The 18385-nt window shown below is 64.7% G+C and carries 16 protein-coding genes; 5 read left to right on the top strand and 11 right to left on the bottom strand.

Annotation, left to right across the window (positions count from 1 at the left end; translation table 11 throughout):
- Window positions 1-15 precede the first annotated feature (15 nt).
- The 3 genes from AB4099_RS01895 to AB4099_RS01905 form a co-directional block, all read right to left on the bottom strand.
- Complete coding sequence (locus AB4099_RS01895) at window positions 16-951, bottom strand: ABC transporter permease (RefSeq protein WP_441476833.1); 936 nt, start codon at window positions 949-951, stop codon at window positions 16-18.
- On the bottom strand, window positions 941-1933 hold the full coding sequence (locus AB4099_RS01900) for an ABC transporter permease (RefSeq protein WP_069879765.1): 993 nt from the start codon (window positions 1931-1933) through the stop codon (window positions 941-943). The genes AB4099_RS01895 and AB4099_RS01900 overlap by 11 nt, the downstream gene beginning before the upstream one ends.
- A gap of 65 nt (window positions 1934-1998) precedes the next feature.
- The gene (locus AB4099_RS01905) at window positions 1999-3567 is read right to left on the bottom strand and encodes an ABC transporter substrate-binding protein (RefSeq protein WP_441476834.1); all 1569 of its coding nucleotides are present in this window, start codon (window positions 3565-3567) and stop codon (window positions 1999-2001) included.
- A gap of 252 nt (window positions 3568-3819) precedes the next feature.
- Here AB4099_RS01905 and AB4099_RS01910 point away from each other — a divergent pair, with 252 nt between their 5' ends.
- The 3 genes from AB4099_RS01910 (at window position 3820) to AB4099_RS01920 (ending at window position 7097) form a co-directional block, all read left to right on the top strand.
- Window positions 3820-4530 (top strand): GntR family transcriptional regulator, encoded by a 711-nt coding sequence (locus AB4099_RS01910; RefSeq protein WP_052513480.1) that lies wholly within the window; start codon window positions 3820-3822, stop codon window positions 4528-4530.
- Entirely contained in the window at window positions 4527-5234 is a 708-nt protein-coding gene (locus tag AB4099_RS01915; RefSeq protein WP_441476835.1) for a flavin reductase family protein, read from the top strand. The genes AB4099_RS01910 and AB4099_RS01915 overlap by 4 nt, the downstream gene beginning before the upstream one ends.
- Before the next feature lie 84 nt (window positions 5235-5318).
- The gene (locus tag AB4099_RS01920; RefSeq protein WP_441476836.1) at window positions 5319-7097 is read left to right on the top strand and encodes an SLC13 family permease; all 1779 of its coding nucleotides are present in this window, start codon (window positions 5319-5321) and stop codon (window positions 7095-7097) included.
- On the opposite strand, the gene AB4099_RS01925 is transcribed toward AB4099_RS01920, so the two are convergent.
- The 6 genes from AB4099_RS01925 to AB4099_RS01950 form a co-directional block, all read right to left on the bottom strand.
- Window positions 7089-7988: a DMT family transporter gene (locus AB4099_RS01925; protein ID WP_441476837.1), complete on the bottom strand. Its 900-nt coding sequence runs from the start codon at window positions 7986-7988 to the stop codon at window positions 7089-7091. The two genes, AB4099_RS01920 and AB4099_RS01925, sit on opposite strands and share 9 nt — an antisense overlap.
- 89 nt (window positions 7989-8077) lie before the next feature.
- Window positions 8078-9367 carry an ArgE/DapE family deacylase gene (locus tag AB4099_RS01930; protein WP_441476838.1) on the bottom strand — a complete coding sequence of 430 codons (1290 nt, stop codon included), beginning with the start codon at window positions 9365-9367 and terminating at the stop codon, window positions 8078-8080.
- Window positions 9368-9525: 158 nt separating this feature from the next.
- Window positions 9526-11133 carry an ABC transporter ATP-binding protein gene (locus AB4099_RS01935; protein WP_441476839.1) on the bottom strand — a complete coding sequence of 536 codons (1608 nt, stop codon included), beginning with the start codon at window positions 11131-11133 and terminating at the stop codon, window positions 9526-9528.
- Window positions 11133-11969: an ABC transporter permease gene (locus AB4099_RS01940; RefSeq protein WP_441476840.1), complete on the bottom strand. Its 837-nt coding sequence runs from the start codon at window positions 11967-11969 to the stop codon at window positions 11133-11135. Before AB4099_RS01940 ends, AB4099_RS01935 begins: the two co-directional genes overlap by 1 nt.
- Window positions 11966-12943 (bottom strand): ABC transporter permease, encoded by a 978-nt coding sequence (locus tag AB4099_RS01945; protein WP_441476841.1) that lies wholly within the window; start codon window positions 12941-12943, stop codon window positions 11966-11968. Before AB4099_RS01945 ends, AB4099_RS01940 begins: the two co-directional genes overlap by 4 nt.
- 164 nt (window positions 12944-13107) lie before the next feature.
- A complete protein-coding gene (locus AB4099_RS01950) occupies window positions 13108-14664 on the bottom strand; it encodes an ABC transporter substrate-binding protein (protein ID WP_441476842.1) in 1557 nt (518 codons plus the stop codon).
- Window positions 14665-14893: 229 nt separating this feature from the next.
- Between AB4099_RS01950 and AB4099_RS01955 the strand changes: the two genes are divergently transcribed.
- Entirely contained in the window at window positions 14894-15697 is an 804-nt protein-coding gene (locus tag AB4099_RS01955) for an IclR family transcriptional regulator (protein WP_113513899.1), read from the top strand.
- 280 nt (window positions 15698-15977) lie between these two features.
- Window positions 15978-16412, top strand: a complete 435-nt coding sequence (locus AB4099_RS01960) for an NUDIX hydrolase (RefSeq protein ID WP_113513901.1) — start codon at window positions 15978-15980, stop codon at window positions 16410-16412.
- A gap of 60 nt (window positions 16413-16472) precedes the next feature.
- Here AB4099_RS01960 and AB4099_RS01965 read toward each other — a convergent pair whose 3' ends face one another.
- Both AB4099_RS01965 and AB4099_RS01970 read right to left on the bottom strand, forming a co-directional pair.
- Window positions 16473-17486, bottom strand: a complete 1014-nt coding sequence (locus AB4099_RS01965) for an inorganic phosphate transporter (protein ID WP_113513903.1) — start codon at window positions 17484-17486, stop codon at window positions 16473-16475.
- Between the two features lie 12 nt (window positions 17487-17498).
- Window positions 17499-18143: a DUF47 domain-containing protein gene (locus AB4099_RS01970; protein WP_441476843.1), complete on the bottom strand. Its 645-nt coding sequence runs from the start codon at window positions 18141-18143 to the stop codon at window positions 17499-17501.
- Window positions 18144-18385: the final 242 nt, after the last annotated feature.

The following is an 18385-nucleotide window of genomic DNA, read 5'->3' on the forward strand; positions in this document are numbered from 1 at the left end:
CTCGTCAGTTTCTTGTCAGGGGAGTTTCGGATTCAGCGCATCGCGCAGCCAGTCGCCGAGCAGGTTGACCGAAAGCACGATCAGCCCGAGCTGCAGCGACGGGAAGACGACCAGCCACCAGGAGCCGGAGAACAGGTACTGGTTGCCGATACGGATCAGCGTGCCGAGCGAAGGCTGGGTGATCGGCATCCCGACGCCCAGGAAGGACAGGGTCGCTTCCGACAGGATGGCCAGACCGAGATTGAGCGTCGCGGCGACCATCACCGGCGTCAACGTATTCGGCAGGATGTGGCGGCGCATGATGCGCGCCGGCGCGACTTTGATGATCCGCGCGGCGAGCACGTATTCCTTGCGCCGTTCGACCATGGTGGAGGCGCGCACGGTGCGCGCGTACTGCACCCAGTTGGTCAGCGAGATCGAGACGACCAGCACCACCGCAGCGAAAGGTTCGCGCAGGCCGGGCGGCAGCAATTCGCGGAAGATTGCACTGACCAGGATCGCCATCAGCAGCGTCGGGATCGAGAGAACCGTGTCGCCGAGCCGCATCAGGAGATTGTCGATGCGTCCGCCATAGAAGCCCGAGACCAGCCCCACCGAGACGCCGAGCCCCATCGAGACGATCACCGCTGCGATGCCGATCAACAGCGAGACGCGCGTGCCATACAGAATGGCGGACAGGACATCGCGTCCCTGCGGGTCCGTGCCGAGCAGGAACGGCCACTCCCCGCCGGCCTGCCAGATCGGCGGGATCTCGGCCTTGTCGATGAAGACCTGAGCGAGATCATGCGGGTTCTGCGGCGCGATCAGGGGCGCGAGAAACGCGGTCACGATCAGCAGCACCAGCACCATCGTCGAAAGCCAGGCCGCGGGAGTGCGGCAGAAGCTCCAGCCGATATCGCTGTCGAGGAAGCGGCGCAGGCGGCCGGGCTTGGCAGTGGCATCAACGGGCATTGGCGGCTCCCGAAATCGCATCTTCGCGCAGCCTCGGATCGACATAGGCGTAGAGCAGGTCGACCAGCGCGTTCAGTGACACGAAGATGAAGGAGACGACGATCAGATAGGCCGCCATCACCGGGATATCGACGAAGGTCACGGCCTGGACGAAGAGCATGCCCATGCCCGGCCATTGGAAGACGGTTTCGGTCACCAGCGCGAAGGCGATCAGGTTGCCGATCTGCAGACCCGTCACCGTGATCACCGGCATCAGGCAGTTGCGCAGCGCATGGCGGAAATTCACAGCGCGAGCCGGCAGGCCCCGCGCCCGGGCGAAGCGGATGAAGTCGGTGCGCATCGTCTCCAGCATCTCGGCCCGCACCAGCCGCATCACCAGCGTGATCTGGAAGAGCGAGAGCGTGATGCCCGGCAGGATCAGCGCCCGCCGGCCGGACGGCGTCAGGAAACCTGTGCTCCACCAGCCAATCTGCACCACCTCGCCGCGGCCGAAGGCCGGCAGCCATTGCAGCGTCACCGAGAAGAGCAGGATGAACAGGATGCCGAGCGCAAAGCTTGGCAGGGAGACGCCGAGCACAGAGACGAATTGCAGCGACTTGGCGAGCAGGCTGTCACGTCTGATCGCCGTGTAGACGCCGAGCGGAATCCCGACTGCGAGCGACAGGAAGGTCGCCACCAGCACCAGTTCGAAAGTGGCCGGGAAGCGCTCCGTGATCAGGGTGAAGACATCCTGCTGATTGCGATAGGAGATGCCGAAATCGCCGCGCGCCGCGTTGCCGACAAAGGTCGCAAATTGCAGGACGAAGCCCCGGTCGAGACCGAGCCGCACGCGCAACTCGTCACGCTGCGCCTGGCTCGCCTGCTCGTTCAGCATCAGCTCGACGGGGTCGCCGACGAAGCGGAAGATCAGGAACGCGAGGAAGGCGACGGCGAGCATCACGCCAGCCGCGTTCAGCAGTCGTTTCAGCAGGAAAGCCGGCATCGTCCCCTCCGGTCACAATGGACCGGGAGCGCCTGAACGCTCCCGGTCGGTCGATGCGGTTCAGCTCACTTCAGCATGGTCAGCCACAGGCGCGGCTTGTTGTCGGAGGCCTGCACGGTCGAGGCCACCGTATTGCGCATCGCCCAGGCCATCGGCTGCTGATGCAGGGGGATGAAGAGATGCTCGGCCTTGGCGATCTTGAGCGCCTCCATCATCATCGGGATGCGCTTGCTGTTGTCGAGTTCGACGCCGGCCTTGTCGATCAGCGCATCGATGCGCGGATCGCCCCAGTTGCCCCAGTTGAACACGCCGCCCGTGCCGCTCTTCGAGCGCAGCACCTGCACCAGCAGCGAGTAGGCGTCGATCATCGGCTCATTGGCCCAGCCGAAGGAGATCACGTCGAAATCGCCCTTGACGCGTTTCGGTGTCTGCTGGCTGCGCGGGGCGAGGCTGAGATTGGGCTTCAGGCCGGCGCGCGACCACATCGAAGCGACCGCCTGGCAGAACTCCTCCTCGTTGACCAGGCTGTCGGCCTGACAATTGAACTGGAAGGAGAAGCCGTTGGGATAACCGGCGGCCGCCAGCAGCTTCTTGGCCCCCTCGAGATCGAAGGGCAGGCGCACATCCTGGGACGGCTCGTAGCCTGGGATCGCCGGAGCGACCAGCGCGCCGGTATTGCGCGAGAGGCCGCGCATGGCCCGCTTCTGGACGGCATCGATGTCGATCGCACGATAGAGCGCCTCACGGACCCGGATATCCTTGAAGGGGTTCTTGTCCTTCACATCGCTCTCGAACAGCGCATCCTTCAGATTGAGGGCGAAGAAGACCGAGCGCAGTTCGTTGGTCTGCAGGACCTTGACGTCGGGCGAAGCCGCGAGCCGCGGCAGATCCTGCAAGGGCGCGACATTGGTGAAGTCGATCTCGCCGGAGAGCAGCGCGGCGACACGGGTCGAGGCCGAGGTGATCGGCGTGAACTCGATGACGTCGATATTGTGCTGCGGCTTGTCCCACCAGGTCGGGTTCTTAACGAAGATCGTCTTGGCGTCGGCGCGGCGGCTCTCGACCTTGAACGGGCCGGTACCGTTGGTGTTATCGGTTGCGTAGCCCTTGATGCCCTTGCCGGAATCGGTCGGGAGCGAGGTGTTGTTCGCCTCCATCCACTCCTTGTCGAAGATGAAGATGTTCGTGAGGTCGTTCAGCAGCAGCGGGTACGGGCCGTTGACCTCGATCTCGACGGTATAGTCATCGATCTTCTTGGCGCTCTTGTAGGCCGGCAGATTGCCCTTGAGCGGCGAGGTGTCATGCGTGACGCGGTCGAGCGAGGCGATCACGTCGTCGGCGGTGAAGGGGTTGCCATTGTGGAACTTCACACCCTGACGCAGCTTGAAGCGCCAGACCGTGGGGGAGACCGTCTCCCATGATTCCGCCAGGGCCGGCTCGATCTTGAGATCGCCGGTGTAGCGCACCAGCCCCTCATAGACATGATTGAGCACGGAGAGCGTGAACGTCTCGCCGTAGGAATAGGGGTCGAGCGAGGCGATCTCGCGCGACGCGCCCCATTTCAGGGTCTTCGCCTCAGCTGCGCCGTTCAGCGCCAGAGCCGCGACAGCCGCCAACAACCAGTGCTTCTTCATCGATCTCTCCTCTCGATGAACCTGCGGCGCATCTTTGGCGCTCGGTCAGGCTCGGTGCCCCTCGTGAATGCCCAATCCCGCGCCACCCTGGCACTTTGTGCAGCATCTCGTGCGCAATCAACAATCAATATTGCATACGATAGAGATATCGTATTGTATACGATTATCGCAGACAAGGGGGAAACTGGAGTGGAGCGGAATCCCGTGACATGGAGTGAGGCTGAGACGGCCGAGCCAGAGCGGAGACGCACCATGCCGACGGAACCCCGCCCTCATGGATTGCGCGCGCAATCCGTGTACAAGGCGCTGCGACGCGCGATCATCGAGCAGGCCCTGCGGCCTGGCATGAAGCTTCCCGAAGACTCGATCGGCGAACAGCTCGGCGTCAGCCGTACGCTGGTGCGCGAGGCCTTCGGGCGGCTCGCCGTCGAGGGCCTGGTCGAGCTCAAGCCCAATCGCGGCGCCTCGGTCGCCTATCCCACCCTGGAAGAAGCCCGTGACGTCTTCGACGTCCGCCGCAGCCTGGAACGGCTGGTCGCCGAGACCCTCGCCGGCCGGCTCACCCCGGCACAGATCACCGAACTTGAGCACCATGTCCGGCAGGAGGAAGCCGCACATGGCCAGGACGGGCCGGAATCGATCCGGCTCTCCGGCGATTTCCACATCCGGCTCGCCGAGATGACGGGCAACGTCCTGCTGCTGCGCTATATTCAGGAGCTGAGCTCGCGCTGTTCGCTGGTTCTGGCGATCTACGGCCGTCCGCACTCGTCGGAATGCGCCGTCTCCGAGCACCGGCAGCTGATCGAGGCGCTGAAGCGCGGCGATGCGAAGCAGGCCGCCGAGCTGATGGATCATCATCTGCAGGCCGTGGTCACGCGCGCCCTGCTCACTCCCCGGGCGGAGCGCGACATCCGCGACCTGCTCGCCCCCTACGCATTGAGCGAAGGACTGACTCCCCCATGACCGCTCAGCCGCGCGTCCAGCCCAAGTCCGACACCCAGCCCTCGATCGTCACCTTCGATTTCGCGGATCTCACGCCGCGCGAGCGCTACAAGCTCCTGATCGGCGCGGTCGTACCACGCCCGATCGCGCTGGTGACGACGGTCGATGCGCAGGGCGTCGTCAACGCCGCGCCGTTCAGCTTCTTCAACTGCCTTTCGGCCGATCCCGCGATCCTGGCGCTCGGCGTCGAGTATCGCCCAACCGGCGGCCAGAAGGACACCGGTCGCAATGTCCGCGATACCCTCGCCTTCACCGTTAACATCGTCTCTGACGCACTCATTGCCGGCATGAATGTCTGCGCGGTGCCCTTCGCGCCGGGAATCGACGAATTGCGCGAAGCGGGGCTCGACGCCCTGCCCGGCGTCAAGGTGCCCTGCCCCTGGATCGGCCAGGCACCCGCTGCCTTCGAATGCCGTCATCACACCACGCTCGGCATCGGCAACTCGCGCGAGATCATCCTGGGCGAAGTCGTCTACGCCCATTTTCGGGCCGACATCGTCGATGAACGCCTCCATGTCGACCCGGTCGGACTTGACGCCATCGGCCGCATGGGCGGTCATGGCTATGCTACGACACGCGACTATTTCGACCTGCCCACGATGTCCGTCGACACCTGGACCCAACGCCCGGAAGAGGCGAACCGGCGCACCTCGCTGAAGGACTGAACATCGGCTTGCAGGCTTGCGGAACGATCCGCTGATGTGGAGGTTGAACAAGGCGCCGGCTCTGGCGCGGCCTCCAGGGTTTGCATGACTCTCGATCAATCGCTCTCCGTCGCCGTCATCACCATGATGATGGCGCTCTTCGTCTGGGGCCGCCTCCGCTATGATGTCGTCGCGGCGCTGGCGCTCCTGGCCGCGCTGGCTCTCGGCCTCGTACCGACCAAGGACGCCTTCAAGGGCTTTTCCGACGATATCGTCATCATTGTCGGCAGCGCGCTCGTCGTCAGCGCGGCTGTCGCGCGCTCCGGCATCATCGAGCGCGCGCTCAGCCATGTCGCGCCCTTTGTCCGCTCGACACAGATGCAGATCTCGCTGCTCGTGTTCTCGGTCGCAGTGATGTCGGCGATCATCAAGAATATCGGTGCGCTCGCGATGATGCTGCCGATCGCCTACCAGCTCGCCCGGAAGGGCGGAAAATCGCCATCTATCTTCCTGATGCCGATGGCCTTCGCCTCGCTGCTCGGCGGCATCGTCACGCTGGTCGGCACCTCGCCGAACATCATCGTCGCCCGCGTTCGCGAGGAACTGACCGGCCGCCCCTTCGAGATGTTCGACTTTGCGCCGGTCGGCCTCGGCCTCGCGCTCGCCGGCTGCCTGTTTCTATGCGTGGGCTACCGCCTGCTGCCGCGCGACCGGCAAGGCGCGGCCTCGCTCGAACAGGCGCTGGACATCTCCGACTATGTCACCGAAGTTCAGGTCCCCCAGCGCTCGGCGCTTGCCGGCAAGACCATCTCCGAGCTCAAGGCCCTTGCCGAGGGCGAGGTCGATGTCGTCGCCATCCTGCGCTCCAAGACACGGCTGTCCGCCCCGTTCCCCGATGCCAGCCTGCGTCCCGGCGACATCCTGCTGCTGCGCGGCGAGCCGAAGGCGCTCGAGCGCGTCGTGGCACAGGGGGGCCTCCAACTCGATGCGGACCAGCGTCCGACCCATAGCAAGGGCGCGCTCGATCAGATCACCGTGAGCGAGGCGATCGTCGGCCCCGTCTCATTGTTGACGGGACGCTCCGTTGGCGAAATCGAGCTGCACGAGCGCTATCGCGTCAATCTGCTCGCAGTGAGCCGATCCGGCGAGCGCTTCCGGGAACGCCTGCGCAACATCACCCTGCGCACAGGCGATGTCGTCGTCCTCCAGGGCGACGAGACAATCCTGCCGGAGCGAATGCGCGAACTGGGACTGATGCCGCTCGCAGAACGCGCGCTGACGCTCGGCAGTGCCCGCAGGGGCTGGGTTACCGGCGCGATCCTGCTTGCGACCGTGATCGCGATCGCCTTCAACCTCGTCCCGGTTTCGGTCGCGTTCTTTGCGGCAGCCGCGCTGCTCGTCACCTTCCGGGCAATCTCGCCGCGCGACGCCTATGATTCGATCGAATGGCCCATCCTCGTCATGCTGGCGGCCCTGATCCCGGTCAGCGACACCCTGCGCTCGACCGGAACCACGGATCTGCTCGCCGGCTGGCTCGCGAGTGTCGGCATGCACCTTCCCGGCTGGGGCGCGGTTGCGCTGATCCTCGTCTCTGCCATGGCGGTGACGCCCTTCCTGAACAACGCGGCGACGGTGCTGGTCATGGCCCCGATCGGCGCGAGCTTTGCGAAGAGCCTGGGTTATAGCCCCGATGCCTTCCTGATGGCGGTTGCGATCGGTGCGGCCTGCGACTTCCTCACGCCAATCGGCCACCAGTGCAACACCCTGGTGATGGGTCCGGGAGGGTATCGCTTCGGCGACTACGCGCGGCTTGGCGCGCCGCTGTCGCTGCTGGTGATCCTGCTCGGTGTGCCGCTGATCATGCTGGTCTGGCCGCTACGATAGGGCTTTGGCCTCGCGGCGCCGCTGCGGCAGCATGATGGTCCCGGATGCTGCGACCACCAGCACGAGGCCGAGCCAGTCGCTCGGCGTCGGTCGCTCGCCGAGCAGCAGCACGGAACCAAGCACGCCGACGGCCGGGACCATCAGCGTGCCAAGGCTGGCAATGCCCGCGGGCAGCCGCGCGATCACCGTGAACCACAGGAAATAGGCCAGCGCCTGTGCTCCCAGGATATGGAAGGTCAGCGCGGCGAAAGTCCGTGCCTCCGGCATCTTGGGAATGGGCAAGCCCTCGAAGACCAGCATGCCGATGCCGGCGACAGCGCCGCCGATCAGCAGCTGCCAGGCGGCGATGGTCAGTGCCGGAGCCGAAACCGGCCAGCGCTTGGTGACGATCGTGCCCAGGGCCCAGCTCACGCTGGCCATCAGCGCGTAAAGCAGGCCGATGGAGAACGAGCCGCTGGCAAGCAATGGCAGGCCGAGGCACAGCAATCCCGCCGCGCCGAGGCCGAGGCCGAGCAGGCGCCTTCGGTCAAAGGGCTCGGCAAGGACGAACCGTGCGAGCAATGTCGCCCAGATCGGCATGGTAAAGGTCAGGATCGCCGCCCGCGAAGTCGGCGCGGCGAGCTGTGCGAAGGCAAGCAATACGTTGAAGGCGGCGATCGAAAGGAAGCCGGCAATCGCCAGCCTCAGCCATTGGCCTCTGGGCACCGCCAGAAATTGCCCGCGTGCGAGCCCGATGGCGACCAGAGCCAGCCCCGCAAAGCTCATGCCGCCGGCCCGGAGCGTCCAGGGCGCGATCTCTGTCAGCGAGATACGGACAGCCGGCCAGTTGAAGCCCCAGAGCAGGCCGAGCAGCGGAACGAGCAGAAGCGAGCGGCCAGGGGTTTGCGACATGGCGTGACTATGGCCGAACCGGCGGCGCCATCGTCATGCCAAATCGCGCAGGAGCCGATGCACGTTTATCGCCCCCCCGCCGCGCGGCGTCACTCCGGGACACTCTCGACGCCGCACCATTCGGCCACGAACAGGGCCATGGATCCGGTGATGCGCTTCAGCGAGGCGAGGCTGACCCGCTCGTCGAACGCGTGGATGTTCTCCGAGATCGGGCCATAGCACAGCGCCGGAATCTTGTCGTAGAGCGCATAGACGCGGGTATCGAGATAGCCCGCAGTCATGAAGCTTTTCAGTGGTTTGCCGGTCGCGCCCTGATGCGCCCGTCCGAGCACGGCCTCCGCCTCGCTGCCAGGTTCGAGCACATAGCCTTCCGAATAGAAGCCGTTGAAGGTCACGCTCGGCGGATTGTTGGCGAGGAACGAATCGCCGCGCGCATGCGTCAGCACGCAGGCCTCGATCCGCTTCGCCAATTCCTCGGCGCTGACACCGGGATAGAGTCCGATCCGGCAGTCGATCCTGCACCAGCACGGCACGGAGGAGGCCCAGTCGCCGCCCTCGATCTTGCCGATATTCAGGTTGATGGGATGGGCGACGTCCTCGAAATGCTCGCGTCCGGCCTTCTCCGCGTTGAGTTCCTCCTCGAGCTTCCGCAGCGCCCCGATGACGCGATAGGCCCCGTCGATCGCGTTCGCACCCGCGCCCATCTCGCGCACATGCATCGGCACGCCGCGCACCTCGATCTGGAACCAGAGCACACCGGTATTGGCGCGCACGAGCATCTCCTCCTCCGGCTCGGGGATCAGCACTGCATCGGCCTTGTAGCCGCGCAGATGCGTCATCAGCGCGCCGTTACCGGTCGATTCCTCCTCGACCACCGACTGCACGTAGACCGTGGCCGCCGGCTGCAGGCCGATGCGCCGGAGCGCGTCGAGGCAGAACAGGTTGGCGGCATGACCAGCCTTCATGTCCGCGCCGCCACGGCCATAGAGCCAATCCCCCGCGATCACCGGGTCGAAGGGCCGATGCGTCCAAAACGTGTCCGGCCCGGTCGGCACGACATCGACATGCGCCTGCAGGATCAGGGAGCGCCCCTTCTCCTCGCGCGGATGATGGATGCCGACGACGATCGGCGCATCCGAATGCTCATCGGAGAACGGCGCACCACCGGGATGGGCCGCAATCGCCTCGCGATCCATTCCGAAGCGGTCCATCGTGAAACCGCGCCCCTTCAGCGCCCGGAAGACGAAATCCTGCACCGCGTGTTCCTGCCCGCGCAGCGAGCCGAATCGGATCATCTCCTGCGTGAAGGCGATCTGTTCGGCAAAGCCGGCCTCCACAGAGGCAAGGATGCGGTCGCGAAGCACGGGATCGAGAGGCATGGGCAGGTCTCCGGTCGGTTAGGCGGCAAGCAGGCGCTCGCCGTCATGCTCGGCCTCGTGCCGAGCATTCGCGCCTCGCGACGCGGATGGCAGGTGAGGACATGGATGGTCGGGACAGGCCCGACCAGGACGATGAGGCCATGGCCGGCAAGGCTGCCTCACAGCGCGAAGCGGCGGCCGCCGGGCACGGCGGCGAGCAGTTGGCGCGTGTAGTCATGCTGCGGATTGGCGAAGAGCGCAGCCGTCGGGCCGGTTTCGACAATACGCCCGCGCTGCATCACGGCGATGCGGTCGCAGATCTGCGCAGCCACACGCAGGTCATGCGTGACGAACAGGATCGCGAGGCCGAGCCGCTGCTGGATATCCTTGATCAGCGTCAGGATCTGCGCCTGGACCGAGACATCGAGTGCAGAGACAGCCTCGTCCGCAACCAGCACGTCGGGCTCGAGTGCGAGAGCACGGGCGATGCCGATGCGCTGGCGCTGGCCGCCCGAGAATTCGTGCGGATAGCGGTCGATCGCATTGGCCGAGAGCCCGACGAGCTCGAGCAGCTCCTTTGCCCGCCCAAGCGCCTGCGCGCGCGGCGTGCCATGGGCGACCGGCCCGTCCGAGATGATCCGCCCTACCGTCTGGCGCGGATTGAGCGAAGCGAACGGATCCTGGAAGACCATCTGGATGCGCTTCCGATGCGCGCGCAGCGCGGCCGGACCGAGATCACTCAGGACGAGGTCTCCCAGTGTGATCCGCCCGCCATCGGGCTCGATCAGCCTGAGGCAGCAGCGCCCGACCGTCGACTTGCCCGACCCGGATTCGCCAACCAACCCAAGCGTTTCGCCACGAGCCAGGGTGAAGCTGATATCGTCGGCAGCCTTCACCTCGCGCCCGGGCCGGAAGAAGCTGCGCTTGCGATAGACCTTGCCGAGTTTCTCGACGCTCAGCACAGGCACGGTCTCGGCGATCGGCGGGCGCTCCGGCGGCGTCATCGACGGCACGGCCGCGAGCAGCCGCTTCGTGTAGTCGTGCCTCGGTTGCGACAGCACGGCGTCGGCCGTGCCCTCCTCGACGAGTTTGCCCTGCTGCAGCACGGCGATGCGATCGGCGATCTCGGCAACGACGCCGAAATCATGGGTGATGAAGAGCACCGCCGTTCCATGCTTTCGGCGCAGATTGTCGATCAGCTTCAGGATCTGCGCCTGCGTGGTCACGTCGAGCGCCGTGGTGGGTTCATCGGCGATCAGCAGCTTAGGTTCGAGCGCGAGCGCCATCGCGATCATCACGCGCTGGCGCTGGCCGCCGGAGAGCTCATGCGGATAGGCCTTGGCGAGGCGTTCGGGGTCGGGCAGGCCGACCTCCGTCAGCAACGCGAGCGCACGGGCATGGCGCTCGGCATTGCTGTGCAGGCCATGCGCCTCGAACGTCTCGATGATCTGGTCGGCCACCCGCATTACCGGGTTGAGCGAGGTCATCGGCTCCTGGAAGATCATGCCGACCTCACGGCCGCGCACGTCCTGCATCGCAGCCTCGTCAAGCATCAGCAGATCACGCCCCGCCAGGCGGATCGCGCCCGCAGCGGGCTTCACCGCCTTCGGCAGGAGCCCCATCACCGCATGCGCGATCATCGACTTGCCGGAGCCGGATTCGCCGACGACGCAAAGCGTTTCACCGGGAGCGATGGTCAAAGAGACATCCTCGACCGCAAAGGCGCGGTCCGCGAGCGCCGGCAGGGCGAGCTTCAATCCCTCGATCGCGAGAACGGGCGTCGTCATCACTCCCTCCCCCGCGCCAGGCGCGGGTTCAGCGCGTCGTTCAGCCCCTCGCCCGCCAGATTGAGCGCAAGAACCGTGAGGAAGATCGCAAGGCCGGGGAAGAAGCTGATCCACCAGGCATCGATCAGGCGTGTGCGCCCGGCGCCGACCATATAGCCCCAGCTCATCAGGTTGGGGTCGCCCAGCCCGAGGAAGGAGAGCGAGGATTCCAGCAGGATCGCCGAGCCGATCATCAGCGAACCCATCACGATGATCGGTGCGATGGTGTTGGGCAGCACCTGGCTGAAGATGATGCGCGGCGTCGACTGGCCGATGGTCACGGCAGCCTGCACATATTCGCGCGTCTTCAGCGACAGGACCTCGCCGCGCACCAACCGCGCCACGGGCGGCCAGCTGACGACCCCGATCGCGAGCACGATCGAGCCGAGCTGCGGTTGCAAGATCGCGACCATAACGATGGCCAGGGCGAAGCTCGGAATTGTCTGGAAGAACTCAGTGAAGCGCATCAGCGCGTCGTCGACGAAGCCGCCCGCATAGCCCGCAACCGCGCCGAGCGGCACGCCGATCAGCAACGCGACCAGCGTCGAGACCACGCCGATCATCAGCGAGACCCGCGCACCATGCACCAGCCCCGCAGCGATGTTGCGCCCCAGCGTATCTGTGCCGAGCGGGAAGCGCTCCATGACGAAGGGCGCAAGGAACGGCCGGCCGACCGTGCGCCATGGCGATTGCGGAAAGAGCGACGGCGCCAGCAGCGCGAAGACGATGACGACGAGCAGGATGATCAGCCCGACCACCGCGCCGCGATTGCGCGCAAAACGCTTGAGGAAGCTCATGATGTCGCCTCGATGCGCGGATCGGCCAGCCGGTAGACCAGGTCCGTGAGGATATTGAAGCCGACGACCATGGCCGACGAGACGAAGAAGACACCAAGCAGCACCGAGTAATCGCGCTGCACCAGGGCATCGAACATCAAGCGGCCGATGCCGGGCCAGGCGAAGACCGTCTCGGTCAGCACCGCACCGCCGACGAGCTGGCCGGCCTGCAGGCCAGCCAGCGTCACGACCGGCAGGATCGCGTTCCTCGCTACATGCCGGCGCGAGATGACCCTGGGTGAAAGCCCCTTCGCGCGCGCCGTCTTGACGAAATCGGCGCCGGCGATCTCCAGCATCGAGGCCCGCATCATTCGCGCGTAGAGCGCCGTGAAGAACAATCCGAGCGTCAGCGCCGGCAGGAAGAGATGCTGCGCGATATCGAGCGCCCGAGCGAGGCCGGTATAGTTCGCGCCGATCGTCTCGAAGCCGACATTCGGCACGAGGCCGAGCTTCAGCGAGAAGATGATCTGGCTCATCAGCGCGATCCAGAAGAGTGGTGTCGCGTAGAAGACAAGGGCAAGCGTGGTGATGACGCTGTCCTGCCAGCGCCCGGCACGCCGCGCCGCAAGCGCGCCCATCAGGACGCCCAGCCCCAGCGAGACGAGAAAGGCTGCGCCGGTCAGCAGCAGGGTCGCGGGCAGCCGATCGAGGATCAACTCGAGCACGGGCCTCTGCTGGCGATAGCTGAAACCGAGATCGAGCGAGGCATAGCCCTTGAGATAGATCCAGAGCTGCTGGATCAGCGGCTGGTCGAGGCCGAACCGCGCCCGCAACTGCTCGAGCAGCACCGCGTCAGCCGCACCCGCCTCTCCCGCCAGAACCTGCGCGGGATCGCCCGGTGCGGCGCGGATCAGGAAGAAATTCAGGATCGCGATGGCGAAGAGGACGACGATCCCCTTCACCAGCCGGCCCGCGAGAAATTGAGCGAGGTTCATCACATGCCTTCGGCGCTGCGGACAGGCAAAATAGCCGGTCCGCGTCACCCCGGACCGAGCGCGGCTCGAACCCGGGGATCGTCTTCTGGAAGAGGCGCGTCACAAAGTGCAGGCGTCATGCCGTCCCGGATCGCCGCTGCGCGAAAGCCGGGACGGCAACGGCCTCACTCTTTCCAGGCGTCGCGGAAGCCGTCATCCACGCCAATGCCGGTGGTGACGAGGTTCTTGACGTTGCAGCGATAGATCGTCGGGAAATCCATCTCGAGCAGCCAGAGCACCGGCAACTCGTCCGCCAGCAGCTTCTGCACCTTGGTGTACAGCTCCTGGCGCTGCGCATCGGTCGCCGCGATGGCCGCCTCGGAGAAGAGCTTGTCGACCTCCGGGTTCGAATACCCGCCGACATTGGCGAAGGGATTGCCCTTGGCGATGTTGCTCGAGATGTAGCTGCGCGCCACACCCATCGCTGGATCGCCGAGCTGGTAGAGGAAGTTGAAATTTAGGTCGAAGTCCCAGTTGCTGGCCTTCTGGGTCCAGCCCGGCACGTCGGTGTTCTCGATCTGAATCTTGACCCCGACATCCTCGAGATTCTGCTTGATGGCCTCGGACCAGCGGCTCCAGGTCTCGCCATAAGGCAGGTTGAGCAGCTTGATCGTCTCACCCTTGTAGCCAGACGCCTTGATCAGCTCCTTCGCCTTCGCCGGATCGAAAGCATATGTCGGCACGTCGGACGAGTAGAAGCGCGTCTTCGACGAAATCGGCCCTGTCGGCAGCTTGCCGAGACCGCCCCAGACCACGTCCTTCCCGAATTCGCGATCGATCGCGTACATCAGGCCCTGGCGGAATTGCTTGTTGCCGAGGATGCCGTTGCGCACGTTCGGCGTCAGCCAGGCATGTGGGGCGAACATCTCCCAGCCCTTGGTCGTCATGCAGGTATTGGGCAGCTTCGAGAGCCGCGCCACATCGTAGACATCGACGGAGCCGCCGGTCAGCACGTCGACCTTGCCGGTCTCGTAGGCAACCGCGCGCGCCGCCGCATCCGGGATGATCTGCCAATAGATCTCGTCGAGGTTCGGCTTGCCCTTCAGCCAATAGTTCTCGTTCTTGACGAGGTGGATATAGGAGCCCTTCTTCCACTCCTTCAGCTTGAACGGGCCGGTTCCGATTGGCGTGTTGTTCGCCGGATTCGCCCGATAATCGGTGCCGTCATAGATGTGCTTCGGGATCATCGGGGCCGAGGCGACTTCCTGGGTCATGATCATCGGGCCGAAGGGCTGCTTCAGCGTGATCTTGACCGTGAGATCGTCGACCTTCTCGATTGTCTCGACCTGAGCGTTGACGATCGGCCGCCAGCGCGGATGGACCTCGCGCAGGAACTTGTCGAGCGTGAACACGACGTCGTCCGCCGTGAAGGGCTTGCCGTCATGCCAGGTCACGCCCTCCTGGAGCTTGAAGGTGTAGACCTTTGCATCTGGAGAAATCTCCCAGCTCTTGGCAAGCGAGGGCTGCGGGTTGAGCTTCTCGTCGTAGCGCAGCAGCGACTCGTAGATATTGCCGGCGACCATGTTGGTCGGGCCATTCTGGTTCAGCCCCTGCATCAACATCGGAGGCTCAGGCTGCACCACGACATGCACGGTGCCCCCTTTCTTCGGCTCCTGCGCGGTCGCTGCCCCGAGCGCAAGCACTGAGGCCGCGAGCGCCAGGCCAAGTCTCAATCCGGTCATCGTTGTTCTCCCGTTCCCCTGTGCCGGTTCCGGCAGCTGCGTGAGCGCACCGGGTATGGCCTCTCTTTTCGACTGGCATCGCGGCCTACCGGGATCGCACCCGAACATGTGCCGATTAGCAAGCTCCACGCCATTGAAAGCCAGAGTCAAAATTCGTGTCAATGACTGACATGGCGTGTTATTAGACGACACGATGAAAGTTCAGGCGATTGGCGCTGTGAGAGGGCCGATGAATAGCGCAGGCGAGAGCCGGACCGCGAAGCTTCCGCCGGGCGTCCCGATCGTCAGGGCGCTCGACCGCGCCATTGCCCTGCTCCGCGCCTTCCGCCCCGAGCAGCCGCGTCTCGGGCTGAGCGAGCTCGCACGACAGGTCGGGCTCGACAAAGGCACGACGCGGCGGCTGCTGCAGACATTGCAGCTCAACGAACTGGTCGAGCATGACGAGCGCTCGCAGACCTACGCATTGGCCGTCGGGCTGATCGAACTCGGCAGCGCCGTCACGACCGGGCGCGAACTTCGGGACGTGGCCGGCCCCTATCTGACCGAGATCGCCGAGAAGACCGGCGCGACCTCGTTCCTATGGGTCCATATCTCGGGCCGGGCATTGTGCGTGGACCGCGTCCGCGCCTCGCTGCCGCATGTCGATGCGACATGGTTCGCGGTCGGTGCTCAGGCGCCACTGAACTGCGGCGGCGGCCCACGTGTGATCCTGGCCTATCTCGACGAGGTACAGCGGCGACAGGCACTGGCCCTGGAATTGCCAAAGCGCGCGCCGGCCAGCCAGACAGACCCCGAACTGCTCTGGCGCGAGGCGGATCGTATTCGCGCGCAAGGCTGGGAACTGGCCGCCGACGACTTCTTCATTGGCTTGACGGGCGTCGGCGTACCGATTTTCGACCGCAGTGGCGCGCTTGCCGGCGCACTCAGCATCTCGTCACTGACCTCGATCGTCGCGCCTGAAGGGCGCCCGGCGCATCTCGTTGCCTTGCAGGACGCTGCCACGCGCATCGGGGCGCGCCTCCTCCCCGCCTGATCGACGCCTGCCGAAGCAGCAGGCTAGGGAAAGGCAGCGGATTCCTGTATTGGACATAGGCGCGCGAAGCACCCGCCAATTGGTGAACGCGCTTGCCTACTGGAGCCGACGCTCGGGCTCTCAAGGGCTCCAAGCGTTCATTTCGCTGCGATGAAGCGCATGGCCATCGCCGCTGAGGTGGTCAATCCAAGGCCTTGAAGGCGTTGGGCGGCTATTCGATATTGATTTGCCGGCTTTCTAACATAGGTTCTGTTTACGGATGGGGAGGGCACAGGTTTCGATGAAGAAGGCGAAGTCAGGATTGGGGAAGCCGCGCTCGCAGATCGCCGCGCTCCCCATCCGCCGATCGCCGACGGGGGAGCCGGAGCTTCTCCTGGTCACGACGCGCACGACGCGGCGATGGATCGTTCCCAAGGGCTGGCCCATCAAGGGCAAGAAGAACCATGAGGCTGCGGCGATCGAAGCGCGCGAAGAGGCCGGCGTGATCGGCAAAGCCCACAAGAAGCCCGCGGGGCGCTACATCTATTGGAAGCGGATGAGCGACCACTTCGTTCTCTGCAAGGTGGCGCTCTATATTCTTGACGTCGAGCACCGGCTTGAAAAATGGGCCGAGCACAATCAGCGGCTTTCGCACTGGTTCACGCTGGAAGATGCTGCCGAGATTGTCGACGAGCCCGGCCTGAAGGCTGCGATCCGCGCGCTGGAGTTGAATTGACCGACGCCGCGGGGTGCGCAGACTCAGCGCCCTTCCCTCAGCGGCACCTCCTGATCCCGGTCACCGCCCGGTCAGGAACAGGCCGGAGACAAAATAGGCGATAGCAGAGATCAGTCCCGCCATCGGCATCGTCACGATCCAGGCGAAGACGATGCCGCGAGCCACCCCCCATCGCACGGCCGTCACGCGCCGGGCGGCGCCGACACCGATGATCGCGCCTGTGATCGTATGCGTCGTCGAGACGGGGATGCCGAGATAGGTCGCCATGAACAGCGTGATCGCGCCGCCCGTTTCCGCGCAGAAACCCTGCTGGGGCGAAAGCCGAGTGATCTTCGAGCCCATGGTGTGAACGATCCGCCAGCCACCACAGAGCGTGCCGAATGCCATGGCGGCCTGGCAGGAGAGGACGACCCAGAACGGCACCGAGAACGTCTCGCCCATCATGCCGTGCGAGAACAGCAACACCGCGATGATGCCCATCGTCTTCTGCGCATCATTCGCCCCGTGTCCGAGCGAGTAGAGCGAAGCCGAAACGAACTGCAGCAGCCGGAAGGTGCTGTCGACCTTGATCGGGGCCACGCGCAGGAACACCCAGGAGACGATCAGGACCAGGAGCAGTGCCAGGGCGAAGCCGATCGCAGGAGACATGAAAATCGCGACGAAGGTCTTGCCGAGCCCAGACCAGACGATCGACGAGAAACCGGCCTTGCTTAGCCCCGCCCCGACCAGTCCGCCGATCAGTGCATGCGACGAACTCGACGGAATGCCTGCGATCCAGGTGACGACATTCCAGACGATGGCGCCCGTCAGGGCACCGAAGATGACACGGTCATCGACGATCGCGGCCTGGACAATGCCGGAGCCTACGGTCTCGGCGACATGCAGGCCGAAGAACAGGAACGCGATGAAATTGAAGAAGGCAGCCCAGAACACCGCCCAGCGCGGCGCCAGAACCCTGGTCGAGACGATGGTCGCGATCGAATTGGCCGCATCGTGAAGTCCGTTCAGGAAATCGAACAGAAGCGCGACCGCGATCAGGAAGACCAGGGCGAAGGCGACGCTTGAGAAATCCACCGGACCAACCGCCTAGAGATGTTCGAGGACGATGCGACTGACGCGCTTGGCGACATCCTCGAAGCGGTCCACCACCTTCTCGAGATGATCGTAGATCTCTGCGCCGACGATGAAGCCCATCGTGTCCGAGGTCTGGTGCGCCTTGAACAACGCCTTCAGGCCTTGGTCGTGCAGTTCGTCGGATCGCTCTTCGATGGCCCGGATGTCCTTCGCGAGTGCGCCGATCGAAATCGCATGCTTCTTGATGTCGCGTAGCATCGGCAGCAGCACGACGACGCGCTCGGACGCCTGGACGATGACAGCCCCGAGTTCCTTCATGCAGGGCTCGAAGCTCGCAACCTCGAACAACGTGATCGCCTTTACGGTCTTCTGCATCTGGTCGATGGCGTCGTCCATCGAACCGATCAGCTCCTCGATATCGCCACGATCGAAGGGAGTGATGAAGGTGCGGCCGACTTCCAGCATCACCTCCGCGGCGATATCGTCGGCGCGATTTTCCTGGAACAATACTTCCGCGCAACCTGCCTCCACCGGGGTCTCGCCCCTGAGCAGGCCGTTCAGGGCCACAGCACCTGCCACCAATGTCCTGGAATGGCTCTCGAACAGGTCGAAGAACTTGGGCTCCTTGGGCAGGAGCTTCTGAAACCAGCCGAGCATCGGCGCCTCGTTATGTCATCGATCCGTCACAATCGCGATAAGCGGTTGGTATATTGCTGTAAAGCCGTCGGAAAGCTTGAACGACCGGATGCACGACCGGCTCGGAGTTCATCTGCGACGCTTCCTGGGTGGCGCGCTGCGGCTCGAACCTGCTCTCATGGGTCAGCCTCTCACGACATTGGGAGGGGCTGAATGCAGCACATCAATGCCGGCACATGCGGATTTCGCGCAGATGAGCGGAA

The organism is Allobosea sp. 2KB_26 (genome assembly GCF_052115715.1).
Taxonomy (GTDB): Bacteria; Pseudomonadota; Alphaproteobacteria; order Rhizobiales; family Beijerinckiaceae; genus Allobosea.